The 24040-nt window shown below is 57.8% G+C and carries 17 protein-coding genes and 3 pseudogenes; 12 read left to right on the top strand and 8 right to left on the bottom strand.

Features of this window, described 5'->3' with window-relative positions; genetic code table 11:
- The first annotated feature begins 58 nt into the window (after positions 1–58).
- The 7 genes from TU76_RS14290 to TU76_RS14260 all read left to right on the top strand — a co-directional run bounded on the left by TU76_RS14290 (position 59) and on the right by TU76_RS14260 (position 8393).
- Positions 59–1369, top strand: a complete 1311-nt coding sequence (locus tag TU76_RS14290) for an ABC transporter substrate-binding protein (RefSeq protein ID WP_019827179.1) — start codon at positions 59–61, stop codon at positions 1367–1369.
- A gap of 137 nt (positions 1370–1506) precedes the next feature.
- Complete coding sequence (locus tag TU76_RS14285; RefSeq protein ID WP_048351907.1) at positions 1507–2412, top strand: carbohydrate ABC transporter permease; 906 nt, start codon at positions 1507–1509, stop codon at positions 2410–2412.
- A gap of 7 nt (positions 2413–2419) precedes the next feature.
- Positions 2420–3253 (top strand): carbohydrate ABC transporter permease, encoded by an 834-nt coding sequence (locus TU76_RS14280; protein WP_037032568.1) that lies wholly within the window; start codon positions 2420–2422, stop codon positions 3251–3253.
- Between the two features lie 22 nt (positions 3254–3275).
- Positions 3276–4379: an ABC transporter ATP-binding protein gene (locus TU76_RS14275; protein WP_019827182.1), complete on the top strand. Its 1104-nt coding sequence runs from the start codon at positions 3276–3278 to the stop codon at positions 4377–4379.
- A gap of 28 nt (positions 4380–4407) precedes the next feature.
- Positions 4408–5883, top strand: coding sequence for a mannitol dehydrogenase family protein (locus TU76_RS14270; protein ID WP_046810102.1), 1476 nt, complete (start codon positions 4408–4410; stop codon positions 5881–5883).
- Positions 5884–5955: 72 nt separating this feature from the next.
- Entirely contained in the window at positions 5956–7449 is a 1494-nt protein-coding gene (xylB, locus tag TU76_RS14265; protein ID WP_048351906.1) for a xylulokinase, read from the top strand.
- Positions 7450–7454: 5 nt separating this feature from the next.
- Positions 7455–8393: a carbohydrate kinase family protein gene (locus tag TU76_RS14260; RefSeq protein ID WP_019827185.1), complete on the top strand. Its 939-nt coding sequence runs from the start codon at positions 7455–7457 to the stop codon at positions 8391–8393.
- A 120-nt stretch (positions 8394–8513) separates the two neighbouring features.
- On the opposite strand, the gene TU76_RS14255 is transcribed toward TU76_RS14260, so the two are convergent.
- Complete coding sequence (locus TU76_RS14255; protein WP_048351905.1) at positions 8514–9815, bottom strand: OprD family porin; 1302 nt, start codon at positions 9813–9815, stop codon at positions 8514–8516.
- Positions 9816–10095: 280 nt separating this feature from the next.
- On the opposite strand from TU76_RS14255, the pseudogene TU76_RS14250 reads away from it, so the two are divergent.
- Both TU76_RS14250 and TU76_RS14245 read left to right on the top strand, forming a co-directional pair.
- Positions 10096–10947, top strand: a pseudogene (locus tag TU76_RS14250) (ATP-binding protein); the annotation flags it as partial.
- Positions 10948–11019: 72 nt separating this feature from the next.
- On the top strand, positions 11020–11295 hold the full coding sequence (locus tag TU76_RS14245; RefSeq protein ID WP_019409622.1) for a peptidylprolyl isomerase: 276 nt from the start codon (positions 11020–11022) through the stop codon (positions 11293–11295).
- 86 nt (positions 11296–11381) lie between these two features.
- On the opposite strand, the gene TU76_RS14240 is transcribed toward TU76_RS14245, so the two are convergent.
- The 6 genes from TU76_RS14240 to TU76_RS14215 all read right to left on the bottom strand — a co-directional run bounded on the left by TU76_RS14240 (position 11382) and on the right by TU76_RS14215 (position 19922).
- Positions 11382–12599, bottom strand: coding sequence for an amino acid deaminase (locus tag TU76_RS14240; RefSeq protein ID WP_048351904.1), 1218 nt, complete (start codon positions 12597–12599; stop codon positions 11382–11384).
- Positions 12600–12616: 17 nt separating this feature from the next.
- Complete coding sequence (locus TU76_RS14235; protein ID WP_019827189.1) at positions 12617–13006, bottom strand: RidA family protein; 390 nt, start codon at positions 13004–13006, stop codon at positions 12617–12619.
- A 73-nt stretch (positions 13007–13079) separates the two neighbouring features.
- Positions 13080–15332 carry an ATP-dependent DNA helicase gene (locus tag TU76_RS14230; RefSeq protein WP_048351903.1) on the bottom strand — a complete coding sequence of 751 codons (2253 nt, stop codon included), beginning with the start codon at positions 15330–15332 and terminating at the stop codon, positions 13080–13082.
- Positions 15329–16978, bottom strand: coding sequence for a VRR-NUC domain-containing protein (locus tag TU76_RS14225; RefSeq protein WP_048351902.1), 1650 nt, complete (start codon positions 16976–16978; stop codon positions 15329–15331). The genes TU76_RS14230 and TU76_RS14225 overlap by 4 nt, the downstream gene beginning before the upstream one ends.
- Positions 16979–17106: 128 nt before the next feature.
- Entirely contained in the window at positions 17107–18579 is a 1473-nt protein-coding gene (locus TU76_RS14220; protein WP_048351901.1) for a hypothetical protein, read from the bottom strand.
- A 320-nt stretch (positions 18580–18899) separates the two neighbouring features.
- A complete protein-coding gene (locus TU76_RS14215) occupies positions 18900–19922 on the bottom strand; it encodes a zinc-dependent alcohol dehydrogenase family protein (protein ID WP_046810108.1) in 1023 nt (340 codons plus the stop codon).
- Positions 19923–20199: 277 nt separating this feature from the next.
- On the opposite strand from TU76_RS14215, the gene TU76_RS14210 reads away from it, so the two are divergent.
- Both TU76_RS14210 and TU76_RS14205 read left to right on the top strand, forming a co-directional pair.
- Positions 20200–21114 carry a LysR family transcriptional regulator gene (locus tag TU76_RS14210; protein WP_048351900.1) on the top strand — a complete coding sequence of 305 codons (915 nt, stop codon included), beginning with the start codon at positions 20200–20202 and terminating at the stop codon, positions 21112–21114.
- Positions 21115–21306: 192 nt separating this feature from the next.
- A pseudogene (locus TU76_RS14205) lies at positions 21307–22590 on the top strand (tyrosine-type recombinase/integrase); the annotation flags it as partial.
- Here TU76_RS14205 and TU76_RS24815 read toward each other — a convergent pair.
- Positions 22536–22811: pseudogene (locus TU76_RS24815) on the bottom strand (PaaX family transcriptional regulator C-terminal domain-containing protein); the annotation flags it as partial. The pseudogenes TU76_RS14205 and TU76_RS24815 overlap by 55 nt on opposite strands.
- 63 nt (positions 22812–22874) lie before the next feature.
- Here TU76_RS24815 and TU76_RS14195 point away from each other — a divergent pair.
- Positions 22875–24025, top strand: a protein-coding gene (locus TU76_RS14195; RefSeq protein WP_088500109.1) for an IS3 family transposase whose coding sequence is annotated in 2 segments (ribosomal slippage) — positions 22875–23112 and positions 23112–24025 — 1152 coding nt in all. Because the reading frame shifts where the segments join, the coding sequence is not laid out codon by codon here.
- Positions 24026–24040 lie beyond the last annotated feature (15 nt).

The following is a 24040-nucleotide window of genomic DNA, read 5'->3' as shown; positions in this document are numbered from 1 at the left end:
CGCTATAAAAACAATAACCGTCCTTCAGAAGCCTCAGGCCGATGAAGTGGAGTGCTCAATGAATATTCCTGTCAAAGCGTTATGTGTCGCTACGTGCATGACCCTCAGCGGTTTGAGCCTGGGCGCGCAAACCCTGACCATCGCCACGGTCAACAACAGCGACATGATCCGCATGCAAAAGCTGGCGAAAACCTTCGAGAGCGAGCACCCCGACATCAAGCTCAAGTGGGTGGTGCTGGAAGAAAACGTCTTGCGCCAACGGCTGACTACGGACATTGCCACCCAGGGCGGCCAGTTCGACGTGCTCACCATCGGCATGTACGAAGCCGCACTGTGGGGAGCCAAAGGCTGGCTCGAACCCATGACCGACCTGCCGGCCACCTACGCCATCGAGGATGTCTTCCCTTCGGTACGCGACGGTTTGTCAGTCAAGGGCACGCTCTACGCCCTGCCGTTCTATGCCGAAAGCTCAATGACCTATTACCGCACCGACCTGTTCAAGGACGCGGGCTTGACCATGCCCGAGCACCCTACATGGGAGCAGATCGCCGAGTTCGCCAAAACCCTGAACAAACCGGACCAGGAGCAGTACGGGATTTGCCTGCGCGGCAAAGCGGGCTGGGGCGAAAACATGGCGTTGATCAGCACCATCGCCAACGCCTACGGAGCGCGCTGGTTCAACGAACAGTGGCAACCTGAGTTCACCGGCCCCGAGTGGAAGAACGCCCTCAACTTTTACGTCAATACCATGAAGGCCTCGGGCCCACCGGGCGCTACCAGCAACGGCTTCAACGAAAACCTGGCGCTGTTCAACAGCGGCAAATGTGCAATTTGGGTCGATGCCAGTGTCGCCGGTTCGTTTGTCACCGACAGCAGTCAGAGCAAAGTGTCCGATCACGTCGGCTTCACCTTCGCCCCGCAGGCGGTCACCGACAAAGGCAGTGCCTGGCTCTACTCCTGGGCGCTGGCGATCCCCACCAGTTCCAAAGCCAAGGACGCCGCCAAAACCTTCAGCACCTGGGCCACCTCCAAGGAATATGGCGCGCTGGTTGCCGAAAAAGACGGCATCGCCAATGTTCCGCCGGGCACCCGGTCATCGACCTACAGCGACGCTTACCTCAAGGCAGCGCCGTTTGCCAAAGTCACCCTCGATTCCCTGAAAGTCGCCAACCCCAACGACCCTACGCTCAAGCCTGTGCCCTATGTGGGTATTCAACTGGTGACCATCCCCGAGTTCCAGGCGGTGGGCACCCAGGTCGGCAAACTGTTCAGCGCCGCCCTGATCGGCCAGACCACGGTGGACCAAGCGCTGGCAGCCGCCCAGCAAACCACCGAACGCGAAATGAAACGGGCGGGTTATCCCAAATAGCAGTACCTGCATCCAACCTTGGCTTGCGCAAGGCTCAAGCTCTGTAGGCGCTGAAGTTCCTGTGGGAGCGAGCCTGCTCGCGAATGGCCTTCGCGAGCAGGCTCGCTCCCACTTAAAGCAATTCAGGTGTACTCACGATGACGACTTCAACCGTTATAGCGGCGCGCCGATCGCGGCTGTTCAACCCGGGCTGGTTTCTGGTCACGCCTTCAGTGGCGCTCTTGCTGCTGTGGATGATCGTGCCACTGGGCATGACCCTCTATTTCTCGCTGATCCGCTACAACCTGCTGTACCCCGGTGAAAACCAGTTTGTGGGGCTGGAAAATTTCACCTACTTCCTCACCGACTCCGGTTTCTTGCCCGGAGCGTCCAATACCCTGTTGCTGGTAGGCAGTGTCTTGCTGATCAGCGTGGTGCTCGGCGTATTGATCAGCGCCCTGCTTGAAGCCAGTGAGTTCATGGGCCGCGGCATCGTGCGGGTGCTGTTGATCTCACCGTTCTTCATCATGCCCACGGTGGGCGCGCTGATCTGGAAAAACCTGATTTTCCATCCTGTGTCCGGCGTGCTGGCCGCCGTGTGGAAGCTGTTCGGCGCTCAACCTGTCGACTGGCTCGCGCACTACCCGTTGCTGTCGATCATCATCATTGTGTCGTGGCAATGGCTGCCCTTCGCAATCCTGATTCTCATGACAGCCATGCAGTCGCTGGACCAGGAACAAAAAGAAGCCGCCCGACTGGATGGCGCCGGGCCCATTGCGATTTTCTGGCACCTGACCCTGCCCCATCTGGCGCGCCCCATTGCCGTTGTGGTGATGATTGAAACCATCTTCCTGCTGTCGGTCTTCGCCGAGATCTTTACCACCACCAACGGTGGTCCGGGCTATGCGTCGACCAACCTGGCGTACCTGATCTACAACCAGGCGCTGGTGCAGTTCGATGTGGGCATGGCCTCGGCCGGAGGCTTGATCGCCGTCATCATCGCCAATATCGCGGCCATCATTCTGGTGCGCATGCTCGGCAAAAACCTGACTGACAAGCCGTGAGGGCCCAGTGATGACTCTTCAACAATCCCGCCGCCTGCAAAGCCTGCTGCTCGGCACCCTGGCCTGGGCCATCGCCATCCTGATCTTCTTTCCGATCTTCTGGATGGTGCTGACCAGCTTTAAAACCGAGCTGGATGCATTTGCCACGCCGCCACAGTTCATCTTTACCCCGACTCTGGAAAACTACCTGCACATCGAGGATCGCAGCGGTTACTTCCACTTTGCCTGGAACTCGGTCGTGATCTCGTTCACCGCCACCGCCCTGTGCATGCTGATCGCGATTCCGGCGGCCTATTCGATGGCGTTCTACGAAACCAAGCGCACCAAAGGCACGCTGCTGTGGATGCTCTCCACCAAAATGCTGCCGCCCGTGGGCGTATTGATGCCGATCTACCTCCTGGCCAAGACCTTCGGCCTGCTCGATACCCGCACGGCGCTGATCATCATCTACACCCTGATCAACCTGCCGATCGTGGTGTGGATGATTTACACCTACTTCAAGGACATCCCCAAGGACATCCTCGAAGCCGCCCGCCTTGACGGTGCCACTCTGTGGCAAGAGGTGGTTCGTGTGCTGCTGCCCATCAGCAAGGGCGGTCTGGCCTCAACCCTGCTGTTGTCGTTGATCCTGTGCTGGAACGAGGCCTTCTGGTCGCTGAACCTGACCTCGTCCAGTGCGGCGCCACTGACTGCGCTGATCGCGTCCTACTCAAGCCCCGAAGGCCTGTTCTGGGCCAAGTTGTCAGCGGTGTCGACACTGGCCTGCGCGCCCATCCTGATTTTCGGCTGGATCAGCCAGAAGCAACTGGTACGCGGCTTGTCCTTCGGCGCGGTTAAATAACAATAATGACTGGAGGCTCATCATGGCCAACCTGAAAATCAAGAATCTGCAAAAGGGTTTTGAAGGCTTTTCCATCATCAAGGGCATCGACCTTGAAGTGCATGACCGCGAATTCGTAGTATTTGTCGGGCCATCGGGATGCGGTAAATCAACGTTGCTGCGCCTGATTGCCGGGCTCGAAGAAGTGACTGACGGCACTATCGAGCTGGACGGTCGCGACATCACCCAGGTCAGCCCGGCCAAGCGCGATCTGGCGATGGTGTTCCAGACCTACGCCCTGTACCCGCACATGAGCGTGCGCAAAAACATGTCCTTCGCCCTCGATCTGGCGGGCGTACCTAAAGCCGAAGTCGAGAAAAAAGTCAGCGAGGCGGCACGGATCCTTGAGCTTGCGCCGTTGCTTGAGCGCAAACCCAAACACTTGTCCGGCGGCCAGCGTCAGCGCGTGGCCATTGGACGTGCGATCGTGCGCAACCCGAAAATCTTCCTGTTTGACGAACCACTGTCCAACCTCGATGCCGCCCTGCGGGTGCAAATGCGCCTGGAACTGGCGCGCCTGCACCAGGAGCTGCAAGCCACGATGATTTACGTCACCCACGATCAGGTCGAAGCCATGACCCTGGCCGACAAAGTAGTGGTGCTCAATGCCGGTAAAATCGAGCAGGTCGGCTCGCCCCTGGATCTGTATCACCAGCCGGCCAACCTGTTTGTCGCAGGTTTTCTGGGCACACCTAAAATGGGCTTTTTGAAAGGCAAGATCACTCGCCTCGATAGCCAGGGCTGTGAAGTCGAACTGGACGCCGGCACCCGTATCCAGTTGCCCCTGAGCGGCGCCTCGCTGAGCCTGGGCAGCCCCGTCACTCTGGGCATCCGCCCGGAACACCTGAACCTTGCCAAACCCGGTGAATGTGCCCTCAGCGTCACGGCCGATGTCGGCGAACGCCTGGGTAGCGACACCTACTGCCACGTAATAACCGCCTGCGGCGAACCACTGACTATGCGAATCAGGGGCGATATGGCAAGCCAGTACGGCGAGCAATTGAGCTTGCATCTGGACAGTGAGCATTGCCATCTGTTCGATGCTGACGGGCTGGCTCTCACCCGCCCATTGCGCGCTGCGGCCTGACGCTGACGACCTTTTTTGAGATAGCACCATGAAACTTAATCGCCTGAATCTCGATAACCTCACCGACAAAGTGGCCAAGCCCGCCTATCTTGCAAGCCATACGCAACATGGCATTGCACATATCGGGGTGGGCGGCTTTCATCGCGCCCATCAGGCGTATTACACCGATGCCCTGATGAGCCAGGGCCGTGATCTTGACTGGAGCATCTGCGGCATCGGCCTGCGCGCCGAGGACCGCAAGGTGCGAGACGATCTCGCCAGTCAGGACTACCTCTACACCCTGTTCGAGTTGGGTGATGGCGACGATAACCAAAGCCGGATCATTGGCTCCATCAGTGACATGCTGCTGGCTGAAGACGACATTCGGGCGCTGATCGACAAACTGGCCAGCCCGGCCATTCGCATCGTCTCACTGACCATCACTGAAGGTGGTTATTGCATTGACGACAGCAGTGGAGAGTTCATGGCCTCACTGGCGCCCATCCAGCACGACCTGTCCCATCCCGAAACGCCCACAACGGTCTTTGGCGTGCTCTGTGCTGCCCTCGCCCGACGCAGAGCCAACGGCACCCGGGCATTTACTGTCATGTCCTGCGATAACCTGCCCCACAACGGCGCGGTGGCGCGCAAGGCGCTGCTGGCCTTCGCCGCGCTGAGCAATATGAATTTGCATGACTGGATCGCCGTCAATGTCAGCTTTCCCAATGCAATGGTGGACCGCATTACCCCCATGACCAGCGATGCCCATCGCCAGCAACTGCAGGACCAGTTGGGGATCGAAGATGCCTGGCCAGTGGTGTGCGAACCCTTTATCCAGTGGGTGCTGGAAGACAAGTTCGCCAATGGCCGTCCGGCATGGGAAACCGTAGGTGTTCAGCTCACGGATGACGTCACGCCCTATGAAGAGATGAAAATCAAACTGCTCAACGGCAGTCACCTGGCGCTGACCTACCTGGGGTTTCTCAAAGGCTATCGCTTTGTCCACGAGACCATGAATGACCCCTTGTTCGTAGCCTACATGCGGGCCTACATGGACCTGGACGTGACGCCGCAGCTGGCACCGGTGCCAGGCATCGACCTTGCGGTTTACAAAGACACCCTGGTCCAGCGTTTTTCCAATCAGGCCATTGCCGACCAGTTGGAGCGCGTGTGTTCTGACGGTTCGTCGAAGTTTCCCAAATTCACCATTCCAACCATCAATCGCCTGATCAGCGATGGCGCGCAGCTTAAGCGTGCGGCACTGGTGGTGGCTGCCTGGGCGCTGTACCTCAAGGGTGTGGACGAGAACGGGCAAACCTATGACATTCCCGATCCACGAGCCGTGTTTTGCCAGGCTTTGGTCGCGGAGGATGCGCTGATCGTGCAGCGACTGTTGGGAGTGGAAGAGATTTTTGGCACTGCCATCGCCCAGTCGGCCGAGTTTGTGGCGGCCTTTGAGTGGTGTCTGAACAGCTTGCGTGAAGCGGGCGTGAGCGGGACGCTGGAGAAACTGCTGCATCTTTGAACAGCCCTCACCCCCCCCCCTTTCTCCGAGGCTGGGGGGTGGGTTTTTGATCTGGCCACAAACAGGTTCTGCATGAACACTCGCACCTTATTCCTGGGCATCGACTGCGGCACCCAGGGCACCAAAGCACTGATTCTCGACAGCCACAGCGGCCAGGTGCTGGGGTTGGGCACTGCGCCCCATACACTGACCCAGGGTGAGCACGGCCGCCGCGAGCAGGACACCGAGCAATGGTTGCAGGCATTGACCACAGCCACGCAACGCGCGCTGACCCAGGCCGGTGTCAGCGGCCAGCAGATTCAGGGCATCGGCGTCTCGGGCCAGCAACACGGACTGGTGCTGCTGGACAAGCACGGTGAAGTATTGCGCCCGGCCAAACTCTGGTGCGATACCGAGTCGGCTCCCGAAAACCGCCAGTTGCTGGAATGGCTAGGGGGTGAAACGGGCTCCATGCAGCGACTGGGTCTGGTCATCGCACCGGGCTACACCGTTTCCAAACTGCTATGGACCAAAATCCATCACCCTCAAGTATTTGCGCAGATTGCCCATATCCTGCTGCCCCATGACTACCTGAATTACTGGCTCACCGGCCGCTGTTGCAGCGAGTACGGCGATGCCTCGGGCACCGGCTATTTCGATGTCCGCAGCCGCCAGTGGGACCTCGATATCCTGCGCCATATCGACCCGGATCGCCGTCTTGAACAGGCGCTGCCTGAGTTGATCGAGTCTCACCAGCCAGTGGGCGGCTTGCGCCCGCAGATTGCCCGGTTGCTGGGGCTGAACCCCGACGCCGTGGTGTCCAGCGGTGGTGGCGACAACATGCTCGGTGCCATTGGCACCGGCAATATTGAACCTGGGATCATCACCATGAGCCTGGGCTCATCCGGCACGGTGTACGGCTTTGATCCGCAGCCGCAGGTCAGCCCGGACACCTCGGTGGCCAGCTTCTGCTCGTCAAGCGGTGGTTGGCTGCCCTTGATCTGCACCTTAAACCTGACCAATGTCACAGGCGCCGTGCGCGAGTTGTTCGGGTTGCCACTCGATGCGTTCAATCAACTGGCCAGTCAGGCACCGATTGGCACTGAAGGGGTTAGCCTGCTGCCCTTTCTCAATGGCGAGCGTGTACCGGCCCTGCCCGATGCCAGCGGCAGTTTCCAGGGCCTTACCCTGGCCAACATGACTCAGGCCAATCTGTGCCGGGCCGCCATCGAAGGCACTACCTATGGCCTGCGCTACGGCCTGGACCTGCTGCGCCAAAACGGTTTGCAAAGCCACACCATACGACTGGTGGGTGGCGGCTCGAAAAGCCCGCTGTGGCGCCAGATCGTCGCCGACATCATGAACACCCCGGTGGTCTGCACCGAACAAAGCGAAGCCGCCGCCCTGGGCGCGGCCATCCAGGCTGCCTGGTGTGTGGGTGCAGGTCGTCAAACCCTGGCGCAATTGTGCCAGCGTTGCGTACGCCTCGACCACGCGGGTGAAACCCTTCCCGAGGCGGCGAATTTGCTGGCTTATGAACACTTTTATCTACGCTACCGACAACAGGTCGCGGCCTTAACCGAGTAAACGTTATGTATGTGATTTGCGGAGAAGCACTGTTTGATTTTTTCGCGCAAGCGGACGGCAGCGCGCAAGCGAACAAAGTGGAATTCAAAGCCATTGCCGGTGGGTCGCCGTTCAACGTAGCGGTGGGCCTGCGGCGCCTGGGTATCAACACCGCACTGTTTGCCGGGTTGTCGACGGACTATCTGGGCCAGCGCCTCCAACAAGTCCTCAAGGACGAAGGTGTCAGTGATCAGTACCTGATCCAGATGGACGCCCCTACCACACTGGCCATGGTCGCACTGGATGCCAACGGCTCACCCGCCTACAGCTTTCGCGGCGAAGGCTGCGCCGACCGGCAATTGCATACCCATCATTTACCCGAATTGGGCCCTGAAGTGCGCGGGCTGCATGTCGGGTCTTTTTCATTGGTGGTGCAACCGGTTGCCGATACGTTGCTGGCACTGGTCAAGCGCGAAAGCGGACGTCGCCTGATCAGCCTGGACCCGAATGTGCGCCTTAACCCTGAGCCGGATATTGAGGTATGGCGGCAGCGAATCAATGAACTGATTCCCTATGCCGATGTGATCAAAGTCAGTGATGAAGACCTGGAGCTGCTGTATCCGGGACAAGATCCGCAGCAGATTGCTTGCTCATGGCTGAACCATCGCTGCCAACTGGTGTTTTTGACCCGTGGCAGCCAGGGCGCCAGCGTCTGGAGTCGCGAGCATGGCCAGCGCACGGCTGTGGCCACTCAGGTCAACGTTGCTGACACCGTAGGTGCGGGTGACACCTTCCAGGCAGCAGTGATCGCCTGGCTGACCGAGCATGAGCTGGACTCCGTTGAGGGGCTGCAACAGTTGAGTGCCTCCCAACTCGACACCCTGCTCGACTTCGCCAGCCGCGCCGCCGCCCTCACCTGCAGCAAAACCGGCCCGGACTTGCCGTATCGTGCGCAGCTGATGTAACCGCCGCCTTTATACTTCCACCGTGGGAGCGAGCCTGCTCGCGAAAAGCATTCGCGAGCAGGCTCGCTCCCACTGGGGCCTTGACCTGTAACAGAGTCTTTACGGGCTTGTGTGCGTTGCTTACCAGATCGACAGGTTGTAGCTGACGATCAGCCGCGTTTCATCCACGTCACGGGCGAACTGGGCGTAGTTGGTGCGGTAGGTCGCATTACGCAAGCGCAGGCTGACGTCCTTGAATGTGCCGCTCTGCACGATGTATTTCAGCTCGCTGTCACGCTCCCACTCCTTGCCTTCTTCGGTGCTGCCAAGCACTTTGATGTGGTCGCCGTTCACGTAGCGCGTCAGGAACGACAATCCGTCAATCCCGATGGCCTTGAAGTCATAGTCGTAACGCAGCTGCCAGGAACGCTCCTGGGCGTTGGCAAAGTCATTGACCTGCAAGTAGTTGACCAGATACGGGTTGCTGCCATCCAGATACGGCATCGACGTCTCGCCGTTCATGCGCTGCCAGCCCGCGCTGACTTTATGCCCGCCCACCGAGTAACCGAGCATGGCACCCAGGGCGCGGTTGTCGATGGTCGAAGCCTTGGCAGAACCAGCGTCATCACTTTTCAGTAAGCGCACATCGGCTGAAAACACACCCGGGCCAACGGGCTGGCTGGCCAGCAAACCGACAAATTGCTGCCGGTAGATGTCCTGCAGCTCGGCGTAATGGTACTGCGCGGTCAGACGCTCGTTAACTTTGTAGTCCAGGCCGTACATCGTGAAATGATCGGCAGTCATATTGCATGCGTAACGTTTGTTTTTGCAGTTCAGGCGCAGGTCCTGGCTGTCAGTGGAATCACGGGCGGTATAACGATCAAGGCGCGAAGCCATGAACTTCAGGTCCTTGATTTCCTGTGAGACCAGCATGGCGCCGTTGAACATGTTGGGCAGCAGCCGTCCATCGTTGTACTTGAGCAACGGCAGGTCAGGCAGTAGCGCACCATACTTGAGCACGGTCTGTGACACGCGCATCTTGGCCGTCAGCCCGAACTTGGCATATTGATCCTTGGAACGACGGGGGTCGTTGTCGGTCGAAGGTAGCAGGCCGCTGTTGCTGTCGGCAGGGCTGGAGTCCAGTTTCAGACCCAGCATGCCCAGCGCATCGAGCCCAAAACCGACCGTGCCTTCGGTGTAACCCGATTGCAGGTTGAGGATAAAGCCTTGCGCCGTTTCATCGCGCTTGGACGCGCCTTGGGGATTTGAGCTGCTGCCATCGCGAAAGTCGCGATTGAAATACACCGTACGTGCTTCCAGTTTGGCGCTGCTGTCTTCAATAAAACCGCCGGCTTGTGACTGTGCGGCAAAACCGGCACACACTGCCAGTGCACCCCAGCGAGATACCCGGCTCTGCGCCAACACGGTTAAAGGATGAACCATTTACAAGCTCCAGCAGCCAATCAAGGCAGGATGAAAACGATCGAAGGCGCACTGAGTATCAAGTGAGAAGCTTCAATCCAAAAAAGGGGCGCAATTGTACGAAAGGCTTAGCCTGAGCCTCATTCGACCTTAGTCGCACTGTCAAGAACGGGGCTTGCAGCAACATTGATAGCGTTGAGCCGCTATCCGGCATCCAATAGACTTATCCAGTGATTCACTTCCAGGACTTACCATGGCTACCAAGAGTTCAAGGCGCAACCAACGCTTGCAGGCCAGTGCCACCGAACAGGCATTGCTGGAGCTTAACGAGACCCTTGAGGAACGCGTGGCCGAACGTACCCAGGCGCTGGCCGAGGCCAACCTGCAACTGCAACGCGAGATACTGGAGCGGGCCCGGGCCGAGGAAGCTCTGCGGCATGGGCAAAAAATGGAAGCCGTGGGCCAGTTGACCGGCGGTATCGCCCACGACTTCAACAATATGCTGACCGGAATTATCACCAGCCTGGATCTGATGAAGCGCTACATCGCAGCTGGGCGTATTGACGAAGTCGAACGTTTTGCCGATGCCGCCGTGTCTTCTGCGCATCGGGCAGCCGCGCTGACCAACCGCCTGCTGACGTTCTCCCGTCGCCAGTCACTGGACCGCAAGCCGCTGGATCCCAATCAACTGGTGAGTTCGCTGCAGGCCCTGTTCAGTAACACCACAGGCCCGCACATTGAACTGATTCTGGAGCTTGGGCCAAACATATGGCCCATCAATACAGACACTGGACAACTTGAAAGCGCCCTGCTCAATCTGATGATCAACGCCCGCGATGCGATGCCCGAAGGCGGAACGCTGGTGGTCAAAACAGCCAATCACTATCTCGACGCCAGTGATCTCAGCACCCTGGAGGCGGTCAGTTCAGGTGACTATGTGATGCTTGAGGTGAGTGACGACGGCACGGGCATGACCCCGCAAACCCTCGCCAAGGCTTTCGACCCCTTTTTCACCACCAAACCCGTGGGTCAGGGCACGGGGCTTGGGCTGTCAATGATTTACGGTTTTGCCCAGCAGTCTGGCGGGCATGTCAGCATCAACAGTCAGAGCGGTTGCGGTACCCGTGTGTGCCTGTACCTGCCGCGGTATCACAGCCCAGAAGCGAAAACTCAGGCATAATCCGCGGCCGCGCACTATGCCCTACAGTTTCAAGGTAAAGATCACATGAAAGCTCAAGCCCGCCATATTCTGGTGAAAACCGCCGAAGAAGCCGAATCGCTCAAGCAACGCATCGCCAAGGGCGAAGCCTTCGATGTGCTGGCGAAAAAATTCTCGACCTGCCCGTCGGGCAAACGTGGCGGCGATCTGGGTGAAGTGCGGCCTGGGCAGATGGTGGGCGTTATCGACCAGATCATCTTCAAGAAGCCACTGCGGGTGGTACACGGCCCGGTCAAAAGCAAGTTCGGCTATCACCTTGTGCAGGTGTTTTATCGCGATTGAAACAAGCCCTGTGAGAGCGAGCCGGCTCGTACAAGCGAATCGCGAAGCTTTTGAGAACTTCGCGAGCAGGCTCGCTCCCACACGCATCAGAACATGATGTCAAAGCGCTCAAGCACATTGAACTGCTCATCGACCAGGCAACCCGTGCGCCACTTGTCAAAGGTCAGGCAAGGGTGCGACGTGCCAAAGCTGATGATGTCGCCTATGCGCAACCGGGTATCCGCGGCAACGGTCATAAAGGCATGCTGATCCATCACCGCCGTGATCTTGCACCCGCTGACATCGTCGCCAACCGCCGGTAACACCCCTTCGCGATAACGCTTTAACGGTACCGGCAGGCCAGCGTCAAAGGCCACGTCGCGCTTGCCCAGCGCAATCACTGCAAAGCCCGGCTCGGGCAGCGATTGCACGTGAGCCCAGACTTCCAGCGCTGGACGCAAGCCCTCGTGCAAGTCCTGGCGACGATCCAGTACGCAGCACTGAGCATCCTTGTAGATACCGTGGTCATGAACCACGTAACTCCCAGGGCGCAATACACTGAGAAAACGCCCGCTGGCCGCCTCGGCCTCGAAGCCTTCTGCAATCAGGTCATACCAGGCCGAGCCCGAGGCAGTAATGATCGGTTGATCGAGGGCAAACGCGCCGTCGGCGTGTAATTGCAAGGCCAGACGCACCAGCGAAGCCGCAAACTCGCGAATGCCGTCGACGGCCTGTTCTCCGTGAATCACTCCTTCGTAGCCTTCGATTCCCGTGAGGGCCAATGCGGGCTGTGCCTTGATCGCTGCGGCCAGGGCCATGACTTCCTGCTCGGTGCGGCAACCACAACGCCCGCCTGCTACTCCGTATTCGATCATGACCCTCAGGCGCTGGCCCCGTTCGGCAAAGAAGGCGCCCAGGGCCGCCACGTTGTCCGGGTGGTCGACCATGCAGTGAAATTCGAATGCCGGATCGGTCTGCAAGTCAGCAATCAAGGCCATATTGGCCCGTCCCACCAACTGATTGGCCATCAACACTCGTCGTACGCCACCGGCGTAGGCCGCACAGGTTTGGACCGCAGTCGCCAAGGTCAAACCCCAGGCTCCCTGCTCCAGCTGGCGACGAAACAGTGCCGGTGCCATGCTGGTTTTGCCGTGAGGTGCCAATACCGCGCCGCTACGGGTAACAAAGTCCTGCATCCAGCGAATGTTGTGCTCCAGTGCGTCACGATGAATCACCAGGGCGGGCAGGCTCACGTCATGAACCAGGTTATCGGCGGGGTTGGCTGCACCTTTGAGCACCGGCGGGTTGTTCGAGGTCTTCGACACACTCAACTCCTCAAATTTCAGCGCTTGGCTTTATAGGCGATGCAGTCGATCTCGACCTTGCAATCGACCATCATCATGGCCTGCACGCAGGCCCGGGCCGGTGCATGTTCGCTTTTGAAGTACGAGGCGAACACCTTGTTGAAACTCCAGAAATCACGAGGGTCCTGCAGCCATACGCCAGCGCGGACCACATCTTCAAGGCCATAACCGGCTTCTTCTAGGATGGCGACCAGGTTTTGCAGGGTCTTGTGGGTTTGCTCGACAATCCCGCCGTTGATGATTTCACCGTTTTCCATGGCAACCTGGCCGGACACGTGCAACCAGCCATCAGCCTCTACAGCACGGGCGAAAGGCAATGGCTGGCCACCTGCGCCAACAGCGCCGGTACCGAAACGTTTGATGCTCATAGCAGGGAACTCCGGGGTCAAAAAAGGCGCCTCATGCGCCACAGTCCCAGCAGTTTGCCATAACGTCGGGCCATCAACCCAATTGCCACCAGCGAGGCAAGAGTTGCTGCACCTTGGGCTCGGCAAAACGGTCATCAATCAGATACAGCGTGCCCTGATCACTTTGGGTACGGATCACCCGTCCAGCGGCCTGCACCACTTTTTGCACACCGGGGTACAGGTAGGTGTAGTCATAACCGGCGCCAAACAATGCCGCCATCCGCTGTTTGATCTGTTCATTGACCGGGTTGAACTGCGCCAGCCCCAAGGTCGCGACAAACGCGCCTATCAGCCGGGCGCCTGGCAAATCGATACCCTCGCCAAAGGCTCCGCCCAGCACTGCAAAACCCACGCCCTGGCTCGACAGGGTGAACTGATCGAGAAATCCCTGGCGTGCCGCTTCATCCATACGCCGCGCCTGGGACCATTGGCTGACGTGGGGATAGCGCTCGGCGAGCAATTGGGCAACCTGTTGCAGATAATCAAAGCTGCTGAAAAACGCCAGGTAGTTACCCGGCCGTTGCTCAAACTGACGGGCGATCAGTTCGACAATCGGCTCCAGCGAAGCCTGACGATGGGCAAACCGGGTCGATATCCGGCTGACCACGTTTACGGTGAGTTGCTCAGCCTTGAACGGTGACTCGACGTCCATCCAGACCGTGTCAGCCGGTAACCCCAGCAAGTTGGCGTAATAGGTCTGCGGGCTCAGGGTGGCCGAAAACAGCACATTACTCTGGGCACTCCCCAGGCGCGGGCCGATAAAACCTGCAGGTACGATGTTGCGCAGGTTGAGCTGCGACAGACGCCGCTTGCCGTCTTCACGCAGACTGACGTCGAACAAAAAGTGCGGATCAAACAGTTCGGCCACTCGATTGAACTGCAGAGTTTCAAAGTAGAAGCTTTGCAGATTACCGGTCAGCCCTTGCGGGTGATCATTCAAGTAGTCGCCGATGGCGGTGATGCAAGCCGACAAGGCCGTGAGCCACTTCTCCGGCAGCGTGGGGTAAACCTGATAGGCCCCCGCCTGCTCCTTGTGCAGCGCATTCCATTCACGGTTCAGACGTTTGAAAGGCTTATCGAGCGCGGCCGGTGCCGTGTGACGCACGCTATTGAAAGCCTGCTGGTCCAGACTGGCGCTGTACATCTGCCGCGCACGCTCAACCAGATTGTGGGCTTCGTCCACCAGCGTCGCGACCCGCCACTGGTTTGCCTGGGCCAGGCCATAGAGCAATGCACTGAAGTCGAAGTAATAGTTGTAGTCCGCAACCACCACATCAGCCCAGCGGGCCATTTCCTGACTCAGGTAATACGGGCAAATCCCGTGAGCCAGCGCAACGCTGCGCAAGGTCTGCTGATCGAGGGGGGCCTGGGCGACCGCCGCCAGACGCGCATCAGGCAAACGATCATAAAAACCTCTGGCCAATGGGCATGAATCGCCATTGCACGCGTTCTCGGGGTATTCACAGGCCTTGTCCCGCGCAACCAACTCCAGCACCCGCAACGGCACATTCTGCCCCTTGGGATAGAGCACCTGCGCCGCATCCAGGGCCAGCTTGCGGCCCGGAGTCTTGGCGGTCAGAAACACTACTTTGTCGAGTTGCCGCGCAGGCATGGCCTTGAGCAGCGGAAACAGGGTGCCAATGGTTTTGCCGATCCCGGTCGGCGCCTGAGCCATCAGGCAGCGCCCGGTACTGGCGGTTTTGTACACCGCCTCGGCCAATGCCCGTTGCCCGGTACGAAACTGCTCATGGGGAAAGGCCAGCCTGCGAGCGGCTTCGTCCCGAGCCTGGCGATGGCTCATTTCCTGCTCGGCCCAGGCCAGGAACAACCCGCATTGCTGCTCGAAAAACTGCTGCAAATCCGCAGCCGACCAGGTTTCCTGAAGACGTGTTTCCTTTTCGCTGACAATGTCGAAGTACACCAGCGCCAGATTGACCTGCGGCAATTGCAGACTTTGGCACAGCAGCCAGCCGTAGACGCGGGCTTGTGCCCAATGCAACTGGCGGTGGTTGGCCGCCATTGCGGCGAAATCGCCACGATAGGTTTTCACCTCTTCCAGCACATTGGCCACCGGGTCATAGCCGTCTGCCCGGCCGCGCACGGTCAACGCCCCGTACTGGCCTTCAAGACTCAACTCTGGCTGGTACAGCGCACTGCGCCGCGAGGCCACCGTGCGATGACCGGCAATGCCCTGCTGCGCCGTGGGTGACGGCGTAAAGCGCAGATCCAGATCGCCGACCTTGGCCGTGAACTCGCACAAGGCACGCACCGCAACGCGATAACTCACCCCTGCGGCTCCTGCCATTGCACGTAGCACACAGTTACCGGCATTGCGTGCTCTTCGCAAAAGGCCAGCCAGCGTAACTGGTTATCCTGCAGACGATCACCCGGGCCCTTGACCTCGATCATGCGGTAGGTTTTTTGCGCCGCAAAAAACTGGATCAAGTCAGGCATGCCTGTGCGATTGGCTTTTATATCGAGCAGCAGACGCCGAAACCACAACTTCAAATGTGCGGGCGGCAAGCACAGCAATGCGTCTTCAAGCAGGCTCTGACTCAGATAGCTCCAGGCGACAAAGGGGCTCTGGATACCGAATTTGGCCACGTAAGCTGCACGGATTGTGGCCAGGTAACGCCCGTCATCGAGTTGTGCGAAACAATCCTCGAACATCGCGGCACGCTGCTCGTAGAAGTCATCTTCCAACAAGTCCGCCGGGCCACTCTGATACGGGTGAAAAAACGCGCCCGGCAAGGGCGCAAAAATCGCCGGCCAGCACAGCAAACCGAACAGCCCGTTGATCAAGGTGTTTTCCACGTAATGCACTGGGGCATCAGGGGCCTGCAGATGCGCCACCACCTTGAGTTCAACGCACGTGGTGTCTTCTCGTGGCAGGCTCAGGTCGAGACGGTCAGGGGCTCTTGGCTTTGAAAGGGCGACCGCTGCCAACCCGAGCTTGCGTCGCAGACGCGGGATTATCCGCAGCAAATGCTGGTGTTCGGCATCAGTCAGTGGCGCCTGCAGGGCCGTTTCTGCCAGGCTCAGCGCCCGTTGGTATTGCCCCTGACGCTCCAGCACGCGAATGCCACGCTGCCGCGCTTCGGGGTGCTGGCTGTGCTGATAGACCTGTAGCGCCCGGCTCAAGTCTTCTGTGCGTTCCAGATGCTGACCGATCTGGAACAGCAGGCGTGCGCGTCGTCGTTGCAGCCAGCGGTTATCCGCCTGGTAGTCGAGTACGGGTTGCAGTACATCGTCCACATCCCCAGTGACCTCAAATCGCTCGCGACAGGCATACAGGTGCACATAGCCCTCAATATCGGCACGGGAACGTAGTGCTCGCGATTCATGACTAAAACCGACTTTCTCGTACGTAAACAGGCCCAGATCGGCCAGTACCAGATCTGACCAGCCCTGGCTGAGGTTGCCAAAAAACATCAGGCGCAAACGATCGCACAACGCCCTGTGGTTAAGGGTGTATAGCGGTTCGGCCAGGGCCGGGTGCCACTGGGCCAGGCTCTGCTGCTGGGTAAAGCTGGCCGCCAACTCATCAAGCCATTCCGATTTTTTGGCTTTGGGCCGGCCAATATGCGCGCTGAAGCGAGCAAGAATTTCTGGCTTTTGCAGCACATCAAACACCTCGGGCAGGGCCAAAGGCGCCTGGTCGTCCAGCCATCCCCGTGCAACCAAGGGCTCTGCAGCCAGTGAAGCCTCACCGATTTCCGGATACTTGAGCTTGCTGGCCCTGAAGTGCGCCCCCTTGCGCATCACCATACGTACCCACAACGCTTGTGAAGGGCCGGGCAGTTCAGCGAAACCGGCGATAAACCGCTGCTCCTCGACACTTAGAAGGTCGTCATAACGGGCGGCAATCCAGTCAAGCACATGCTGGAAGTTTTTCAGGTAGTAAAACGGGTCTTCGAGGGGATTGGAAATCACGGGCAGAACGGACCACTGGCTTTTGATACTGGATATGCGTACAGATATCAGTTTGCCCAGTACTCTGGCAAATCCTATTGGATGAGCGGTTTGCAAAGCGCAGGCTCGTCGTCCTGGCTGACGAGCCTTTAATCTGGAGCCTCAATCCCAGGAGCCGTGTGCCAGGCCTGCTTGTTCGGGTCGTGAGCCCATAAGCTGGCAATCAGGGAATTGCATTGCGTGAAGTCGATTTTTTGCATGTGATACAGCGCCTGCAATGACGCCAGGGGTAGCCCGCTAATGGACTCAAGCCAGGCGACATTCGCCTGCAACGGCGCGGGGTTGCCCATTAACACCCGGTGAAAATCCTTAATGCGCTGCACTTTGTCGGGATGGCATTTTTGCAGGAAAGGTTCAAGGCCATCGGCCTGATTGACGAAAGGCGAACAGATCAAACACCCCAGTTGCTCATCGTTAAGCCCATGCAGTTTGCTAAGGTACTGCGCGGCGGCACCGCGTAACTTTTCAAGTTGTTTGGGCGTATCAAACACAGCCCCCAGCTGCTTTATCAGCTGGCCTTTAAACCGGTCATTGCAGGTGTTTTCTCTCGAGGCGCGGCGCAAGTAAGCATCGGCTCCCACACTGTATTCCACACCATATTGGTAAGCCCCGCGCATACCGTGTACGTGGGCCGCCACCAAAACGACTGCAGCTTGGGGCTCTTCAATATTCAGGGCCTTGATATTCCAGGCCCCTTCCATGAACACCAGCACCGGAGAGTGCAACACATCCATTTCGTGGCACAGGCAATCAAATACATTAATCACGTTTATATCGCCCGCCCCCTCGCCGGCGCTGGCTTCACTGCCCGGCGCCGCTGGCAGACGCAACAGCTGTTTATAGTCGTCATCCAGCTGGCTGCACAACTTGACCGCACTTTCAAAACCCTGACGGTGCTCGCCATTGGGACTATGCCCCTGCTGCTTTGCAACCTGCTGAATCCACCTTACGTACTGCCCAAGGTGAGTGGGCGGACGCCGGTCGATCAACGCATCGACTTTGACACCCCAGTTACTGGCTCGTCGGTACAGCTTGGCTCGGGACAACAAGTCGGCATACAAAAATGTCGCCCTGGCATCACCGTGAGTCAGGTGACCCGACATCAATACCTGGGTTCGATTCAGGTCACAAGACAGGCTCTCAAACCCTACCTGCTTATGCAGCCTGGTAGCGGCCTGCTCATCCACCAACAGCAATTCCACACGGCTGTCGTCATACATAAACAACTCACTGCATTGAGCCTGAATACGCTCCATCACATTGGCCGTCATTCGTGGTTGGCGCAGTATCGCAATGCGCAAAATGAAGGTGTGCGGCGAGCGCCCTGAAATACTGAGCTGCGCGGCGCGTAAAAAAGCCAAGGTATACGCGCACTCCTTGCCGCCCTCATGAACCACCATTACCCGGTAACGCTCAATGCGCTCGACTCCCCCCGCGGCCACTAACAAGCGTTGAATCAACAACTGCAAGGCAATGCGCTCGGAACGGCTGAAAAAACCCAGGAGTCGGTGCAACACTTGTTGATAGACAGAGCTCATGGCTTGCTCATGAAAGTTATTCATGGGTTATTCCTCCAGATCGAGACACGCATTATCGGCAGCTCGATTTGACGCGCCCACACTTACCTCAACTCTTCAGGTCAGAACAGACGCGGCGCACGTACGCATAGGAATAGCCCTACAAAAGCACCTCCAAAAAAATACAAATCGTTATAGAGCGCATCCTTATGAATTGATTTAAGGGCTTTTTCCTCTGCTAAAATTCACTTGTCCGCGCCGGGTCATCGCAGTGGTCGCGTCCAAGAGTTTTAGCCAAACAAAAAAAAATGCCCCGGGACGTCGTGTCCAGGGGCATTTTTGGGTACTCGGTGTACCGCGTGACATCAGTCCGTGGTCAGTTGCAGCGCGACTCGTCCGCGGCACGGGCAATCGTCCATGTAGCGATGGGCCTCAACAAAGTTTTCGAAAGGGAAAACCTTTATCTCCAGCGGCAACAGCACACGGTCAGCAGTCAGCTGGTTGATGTCGCGCAAGGCGCGCTTCATGGCCTCCTCGTCCTGGGCGATGCCCAGTTCCGGCTTGCCGGTGAAGTTACCGATGCAATGCACAAAAAACTTGATGTTCTTCTGGAAGCACGCACAACCCGGGAAGCCCGTTTGATTGCCCCCTTGCAAACCGTACAGCACCAGGCTGCCACGGGGCGCCAGAACGTCACCCAGCACAGACATTTGCGGGCCGCCAAGGCCATCGAGCACAACGTCCACGCCTTTGTTGTCAGTGATCTTGTTGACCTGCATCAGCAAGTCCTGCTCTTCGGTGACAATCACTTTGTCAGCGCCCAGGCTCAGCAGGCACTCGCGTTCCGCTGCATCTTTGGTCGCGGCAATGACTTTAAGGCCGAGGGCTTTGCCCAATTGCACAAAGGACGGCCCGGCGCAGTGGCTGGCATCGGTAATCAACACCGTTTGCCCCGGCTTGGCCTGCGCCAGATCGACATAAGCAAAATAGGCAATCAACAACGGTGTGTAATGCACGCTGGCTTCAACCGCAGACAACACGTCCGGGTAACGGGTCAACGTTGAGCGCGGCATCAAGATCAGCTCGCCGTAGGTTGGGTAGTCGTTGGCGCTTTGGCCCGGGAAGCTGGCAACCTTGTCACCAATCGCCAGATCATCCACACCGTCGCCTACAGCGGTGACGATGCCTGCCATTTCATGACCGATACCCGCAGGCAAACGGGCGTGGCTAGGGGCCAGATTTTGCCGCCACAACACGTCATACCAACTGATGCCGATCGCCTGGACACGGACCTGCACTTCGCCAGGCGCAGGCGCGGCGACTTCGTGCTCTTCGCACTTGAGCACCTCGGCCGGGCCAAACTTGTGAAAACGGATCGTGCGCGACATTACAAACCTCGCCTAATTAATCGCTAATACCACGGGACTTTATCCGGGCTTTGTGCGCAAGACTAACAGACAGCATTAATAGTCGACATGCCTGACATTGATCCGCAGACAGGTTGCAAGCAGACGTGCCCCCTGAAAAGCCAGTAAAACCGCAATAAACAGGTGCTAAACATCGCGCACACCAGTAAGAAACAAAATCTACACAGTGACGAAAAAACAATTTTGCCAGTAAGATCCGTTACTTCACTACCTGTTGAACCCCAGCGAAGCCTGCCTGATGAACCGTAACGACTTGCGTCGCGTCGATCTGAATTTGCTGATCGTCTTTGAAACCTTGATGCATGAGCGCAGCGTGACCCGCGCAGCCGAGAAGCTTTTTCTGGGCCAGCCGGCCATCAGTGCGGCCCTTTCGCGCCTGCGCAATTTGTTCGATGACCCGCTTTTCGTGCGCACCGGCCGCAGCATGGAGCCCACCGCCCGGGCGATCGAAATTTTCGCCTTGCTGTCGCCAGCCCTGGACTCGATTTCCACGGCGGTGAGCAGAGCTTCAGAGTTCAACCCGGCCACCAGCACCTCGGTATTCCGTATCGGCTTGTCGGACGATGTCGAGTTCGCCCTGCTGCCCCTGTTACTCAAGCGCTTGCGTGCAGAAGCACCGGGCATTGTATTGGTGGTGCGGCGCGTCAACTACATCCTGATGCCGCCCCTGCTGGCCTCTGGCGAAATTTCAGTGGGTGTCAGTTACACCAGCGACCTGCCCGCCAACGCCAAGCGCAAGGTATTGCGACGCAGCCGTCCCAAACTGTTGCGCGCCGACACCATGCCGGGGGCAATGAGCCTCGACGATTTTTGCGAGCGGCCCCATGCACTGGTGTCATTCGCCGGTGACTTGAGCGGGTTCATTGATACCGAGCTAGAAAAAATGGGCCGCAAGCGTCACGTGGTCCTGGCCGTCCCCCAGTTCAATGGCCTGAGCACCCTGCTGGCGGGGACCGATATCATCGCCACCGTCCCCGACTACACCGCCGAAGCCCTCACTGCAGCAGGCGGCGTGCGGGCCGAAGACCCTCCGCTGGACGTGCAAAGCTTTGAGCTGCACATGGCCTGGCGCGGCGCCCAGGACAACGACCCCGGCGAACGCTGGTTGCGGTCACGGATTCAGATGTTTTTTGGGGATCCGGAGAGTCTTTGACAGAAGCGTCTGGAACCGCTCTGGAATGCCTGCTTCAGAGGGTTTCAAAAGCTCATTTTGATCCACTGCCATCCGTCGAATTCTGCTGAAATCCACTCACTCTGGGGGCATATTTGGGGGCACGTCTACCACTAAAAAAATGGCGTGCCCCCAAATATGAATACCGAACGTGAAACCGTCCCAAGGCGTTAGCTCAGCGACGCGCGTTTGAGGACCTTAACTCAACCCGGTAAATACGCCGATGGCGACGTGCCCGGCCTTTATCTGGAAGTAAAAAAACCGCAGAAGAGTGGCAAGCCTGGCTCGAAGCTTTGGCGGGTTAAATATCGACTTGATGGCAAGGAAAACCGATTTGCAATCGGTGCCTATCCCGCCATCGGGTTGAAGGAGGCCCGGGAGCTGGCGTGGGCGGCCAAACGCGAGATCGCCAACGCGGTCTCACCGAGACAAGCCAAACTTGCCAAAATTGACGCTCAGCACCTCACCCAAGCTCGAACCTTTGAGTACGTGGCCCAGCAATGGCTGCAACTCAAGGCGCCCGACTTGGTTGAAAAGTCCTTGGCCGGCTTCAAAGGCGCACTGGCTAATCATGTTTACCCCGTGATTGGTCAAAGACCTGTCAGTGACATCCGGCTGGAACACATCACTCAAATCATCACTTCGCTCAAAACCCAAGGCAGCATGGCCATGGCCAAGCGCGTACGGACCATAATCCGCTCCGTACTGGGCTTCGCTGAAGGACGCGGCTGGGTTGAACGCAATGTCGCGCTCAGTAACAGCGAAGAACTGAAGATCCGTCATGTGGTGAACAGCAATCCCGCTATCGAAAAACCTGATGATCTGGGTGTGTTCATACGCCGTCTGGACGACCTTAATGACAACAACGTATCGATGGCCCTGCGTTTATTGGTAATGCTACCCGTTCGGCCCGGGGAGCTTGCGGTAATGCGCTGGGAAGACATCGACCTGACCGGTGCCGATTGGCGGTTCATTGTCGGTAAAACCCGACACCTCAGCAAAACCAAGCACATTGTGCCGTTGCCTACGCAAGCTGTTGCAATCCTTAGACGCATGCAAAAGCACGCAGTACTGGATGATCAAGGCAAAGGCTGGGTATTTGTGTCTCCGGTCTACCCTGCCCACCCCATCAACCCCACCTCTTTACTCAAGGCGCTGCAACGTATGTGGCAAGAGCACGACATCACTGCCCATGGGTTTCGTGCAACTTACAGAACCATCGCTCATGAGCGGCTGGGAATAGATCCTGTCGTTCTGGAGTTGTCGCTGTCACACAGAATGCCGGGCGCGCTTGGGGCCGTTTATGCGCGGGCGCAGTTACTGGAGCAACGACGCGAGGCGGCGCAGCAATGGGCTGACTATTTGGATTTACTCAAGCAGAAAGTGCTTGACCGGTATTCAGATCAATTTGCTGGTAACTCGGATTTGGTAACAACTGAATTACCCTCAAACCGCTGATAAAACCGCTCCCCAACCTCAGGCAACTCCCCTCCAGCCACCTCCAGCGAATCAACCAGCCACTCCTGCGACCTCTCCCAGACCAACTTGTAAATATTGCGGCACAGCAATCTAGCCGCCTTACCTTCCCAGTCGGCCGGCAAGAGTTCGTCAGGCAGTTGCGGGTCGCGCAATAACAGCTTGCGGTATTCATGGATCAATAGAAGTCGGGCCAGAAAGCAATGAATCGCCCCGGGTTTCCTAGACACCTCTTTGCCTTAAAATGAGGCCAATCAGGAGGTGCCATGAGCAACCCACGTTATCCCGAAGAATTCAAAATCCAAGCAGTCAATCAAGTGATCGAAAAGAAGCTGCCTGTCGCTGATGTGGCAGCACGTCTCGGTGTATCGACTCACAGCCTTTATGCGTGGGTAAAGCGCTACAGCAAGCCACAGGAAGAACGACAGCAAGGCGATGATCAGCAGGCTGAACTTCGACGTCTTAGGGCGGAGCTCAAGCGGGTCACTGAAGAGCGAGACATATTAAAAAAGGCCGCCGCGTACTTTGCCAAGGAGTGCGGTTGAAGTACGCCTTTATCAAGCAGCAGACTGCCGACTACTCCGTTCGACGGCTTTGCCTGACGCTCAAAATCCACCCCAGTGGCTATTACGCTTGGTTATCCGAACCGCAATCTGCGCGCGCCAAAGACGACCAGCGCCTGTTGGGGCTGATAAAACATTCATGGCTGGAGAGCGGCGGCGTTTATGGCTATCGCAAAATCCATGATGACCTGCGTGAAATCGGTGAGGCTTGCGGTCGCCATCGGGTTGCCAGATTGATGCGTATTGAAGGTCTGCGCTCTCAGACAGGGTACCGCCGACGTCCAGGGAAGTACGGAGGTAAACCTGCGGTGGCCTCACCCAACTTATTGAAGCGTCAGTTTGATGTGGTGGAACCCAACACGGTTTGGGTCACTGACATCACCTACATCCGCACGTACGAAGGCTTGCTGTATTTGGCAGTGGTACTGGACTTGTTTTCTCGCCAAGTAGTTGGCTGGTCAATGAAACCGCAGATGACAAGCGATTTGGCCATTGATGCATTATTGATGGCCGTTTGGAGGCGTAAACCAAAACAAGAGGTGATGGTTCACAGCGACCAAGGCAGCCAGTACAGCAGCTCCGATTGGCGTAGTTTCTTGAAGGCGAACAATTTGGTTGCCAGCATGAGTCGTCGAGGTAACTGCCACGATAATGCTGTCGCAGAAAGTTTTTTCCAGCTTTTGAAGCGAGAACGGATCAAGCGAAAAATCTACATCACACGGGAAGATGCTCGTGGTGATGTATTCGATTACATCGAGATGTTTTACAACGCAAAACGTCGTCATGGTTTCAACAATCAGCTGTCCCCGGTAGAGTTTGAAAAGCGTTACGCAGCGAGCTTGGAGAGTGTCTAAAGAACCCGGGGCGAT

It is taken from the genome of Pseudomonas psychrophila, assembly GCF_001043005.1.
Taxonomy (GTDB): Bacteria; Pseudomonadota; Gammaproteobacteria; order Pseudomonadales; family Pseudomonadaceae; genus Aquipseudomonas; species Aquipseudomonas psychrophila.
This window is presented reverse-complemented; position numbering and strand designations above follow the sequence as displayed.

What these genes read in the sequence shown, in the direction of transcription:
- TU76_RS14290 (WP_019827179.1), top strand. Translation starts at nt 59, where the DNA reads ATGAATATTCCTGTCAAAGCGTTATGTGTCGCTACGTGCATGACCCTC.
- TU76_RS14285 (WP_048351907.1), top strand. Translation starts at nt 1,507, where the DNA reads ATGACGACTTCAACCGTTATAGCGGCGCGCCGATCGCGGCTGTTCAAC.
- TU76_RS14275 (WP_019827182.1), top strand. Translation starts at nt 3,276, where the DNA reads ATGGCCAACCTGAAAATCAAGAATCTGCAAAAGGGTTTTGAAGGCTTT.
- TU76_RS14270 (WP_046810102.1), top strand. Translation starts at nt 4,408, where the DNA reads ATGAAACTTAATCGCCTGAATCTCGATAACCTCACCGACAAAGTGGCC.
- xylB (WP_048351906.1), top strand. Translation starts at nt 5,956, where the DNA reads ATGAACACTCGCACCTTATTCCTGGGCATCGACTGCGGCACCCAGGGC.
- TU76_RS14260 (WP_019827185.1), top strand. Translation starts at nt 7,455, where the DNA reads ATGTATGTGATTTGCGGAGAAGCACTGTTTGATTTTTTCGCGCAAGCG.
- TU76_RS14255 (WP_048351905.1), bottom strand. Translation starts at nt 9,815, where the DNA reads ATGGTTCATCCTTTAACCGTGTTGGCGCAGAGCCGGGTATCTCGCTGG.
- TU76_RS14245 (WP_019409622.1), top strand. Translation starts at nt 11,020, where the DNA reads ATGAAAGCTCAAGCCCGCCATATTCTGGTGAAAACCGCCGAAGAAGCC.
- TU76_RS14235 (WP_019827189.1), bottom strand. Translation starts at nt 13,006, where the DNA reads ATGAGCATCAAACGTTTCGGTACCGGCGCTGTTGGCGCAGGTGGCCAG.
- TU76_RS14220 (WP_048351901.1), bottom strand. Translation starts at nt 18,579, where the DNA reads ATGAATAACTTTCATGAGCAAGCCATGAGCTCTGTCTATCAACAAGTG.
- TU76_RS14215 (WP_046810108.1), bottom strand. Translation starts at nt 19,922, where the DNA reads ATGTCGCGCACGATCCGTTTTCACAAGTTTGGCCCGGCCGAGGTGCTC.
- TU76_RS14210 (WP_048351900.1), top strand. Translation starts at nt 20,200, where the DNA reads ATGAACCGTAACGACTTGCGTCGCGTCGATCTGAATTTGCTGATCGTC.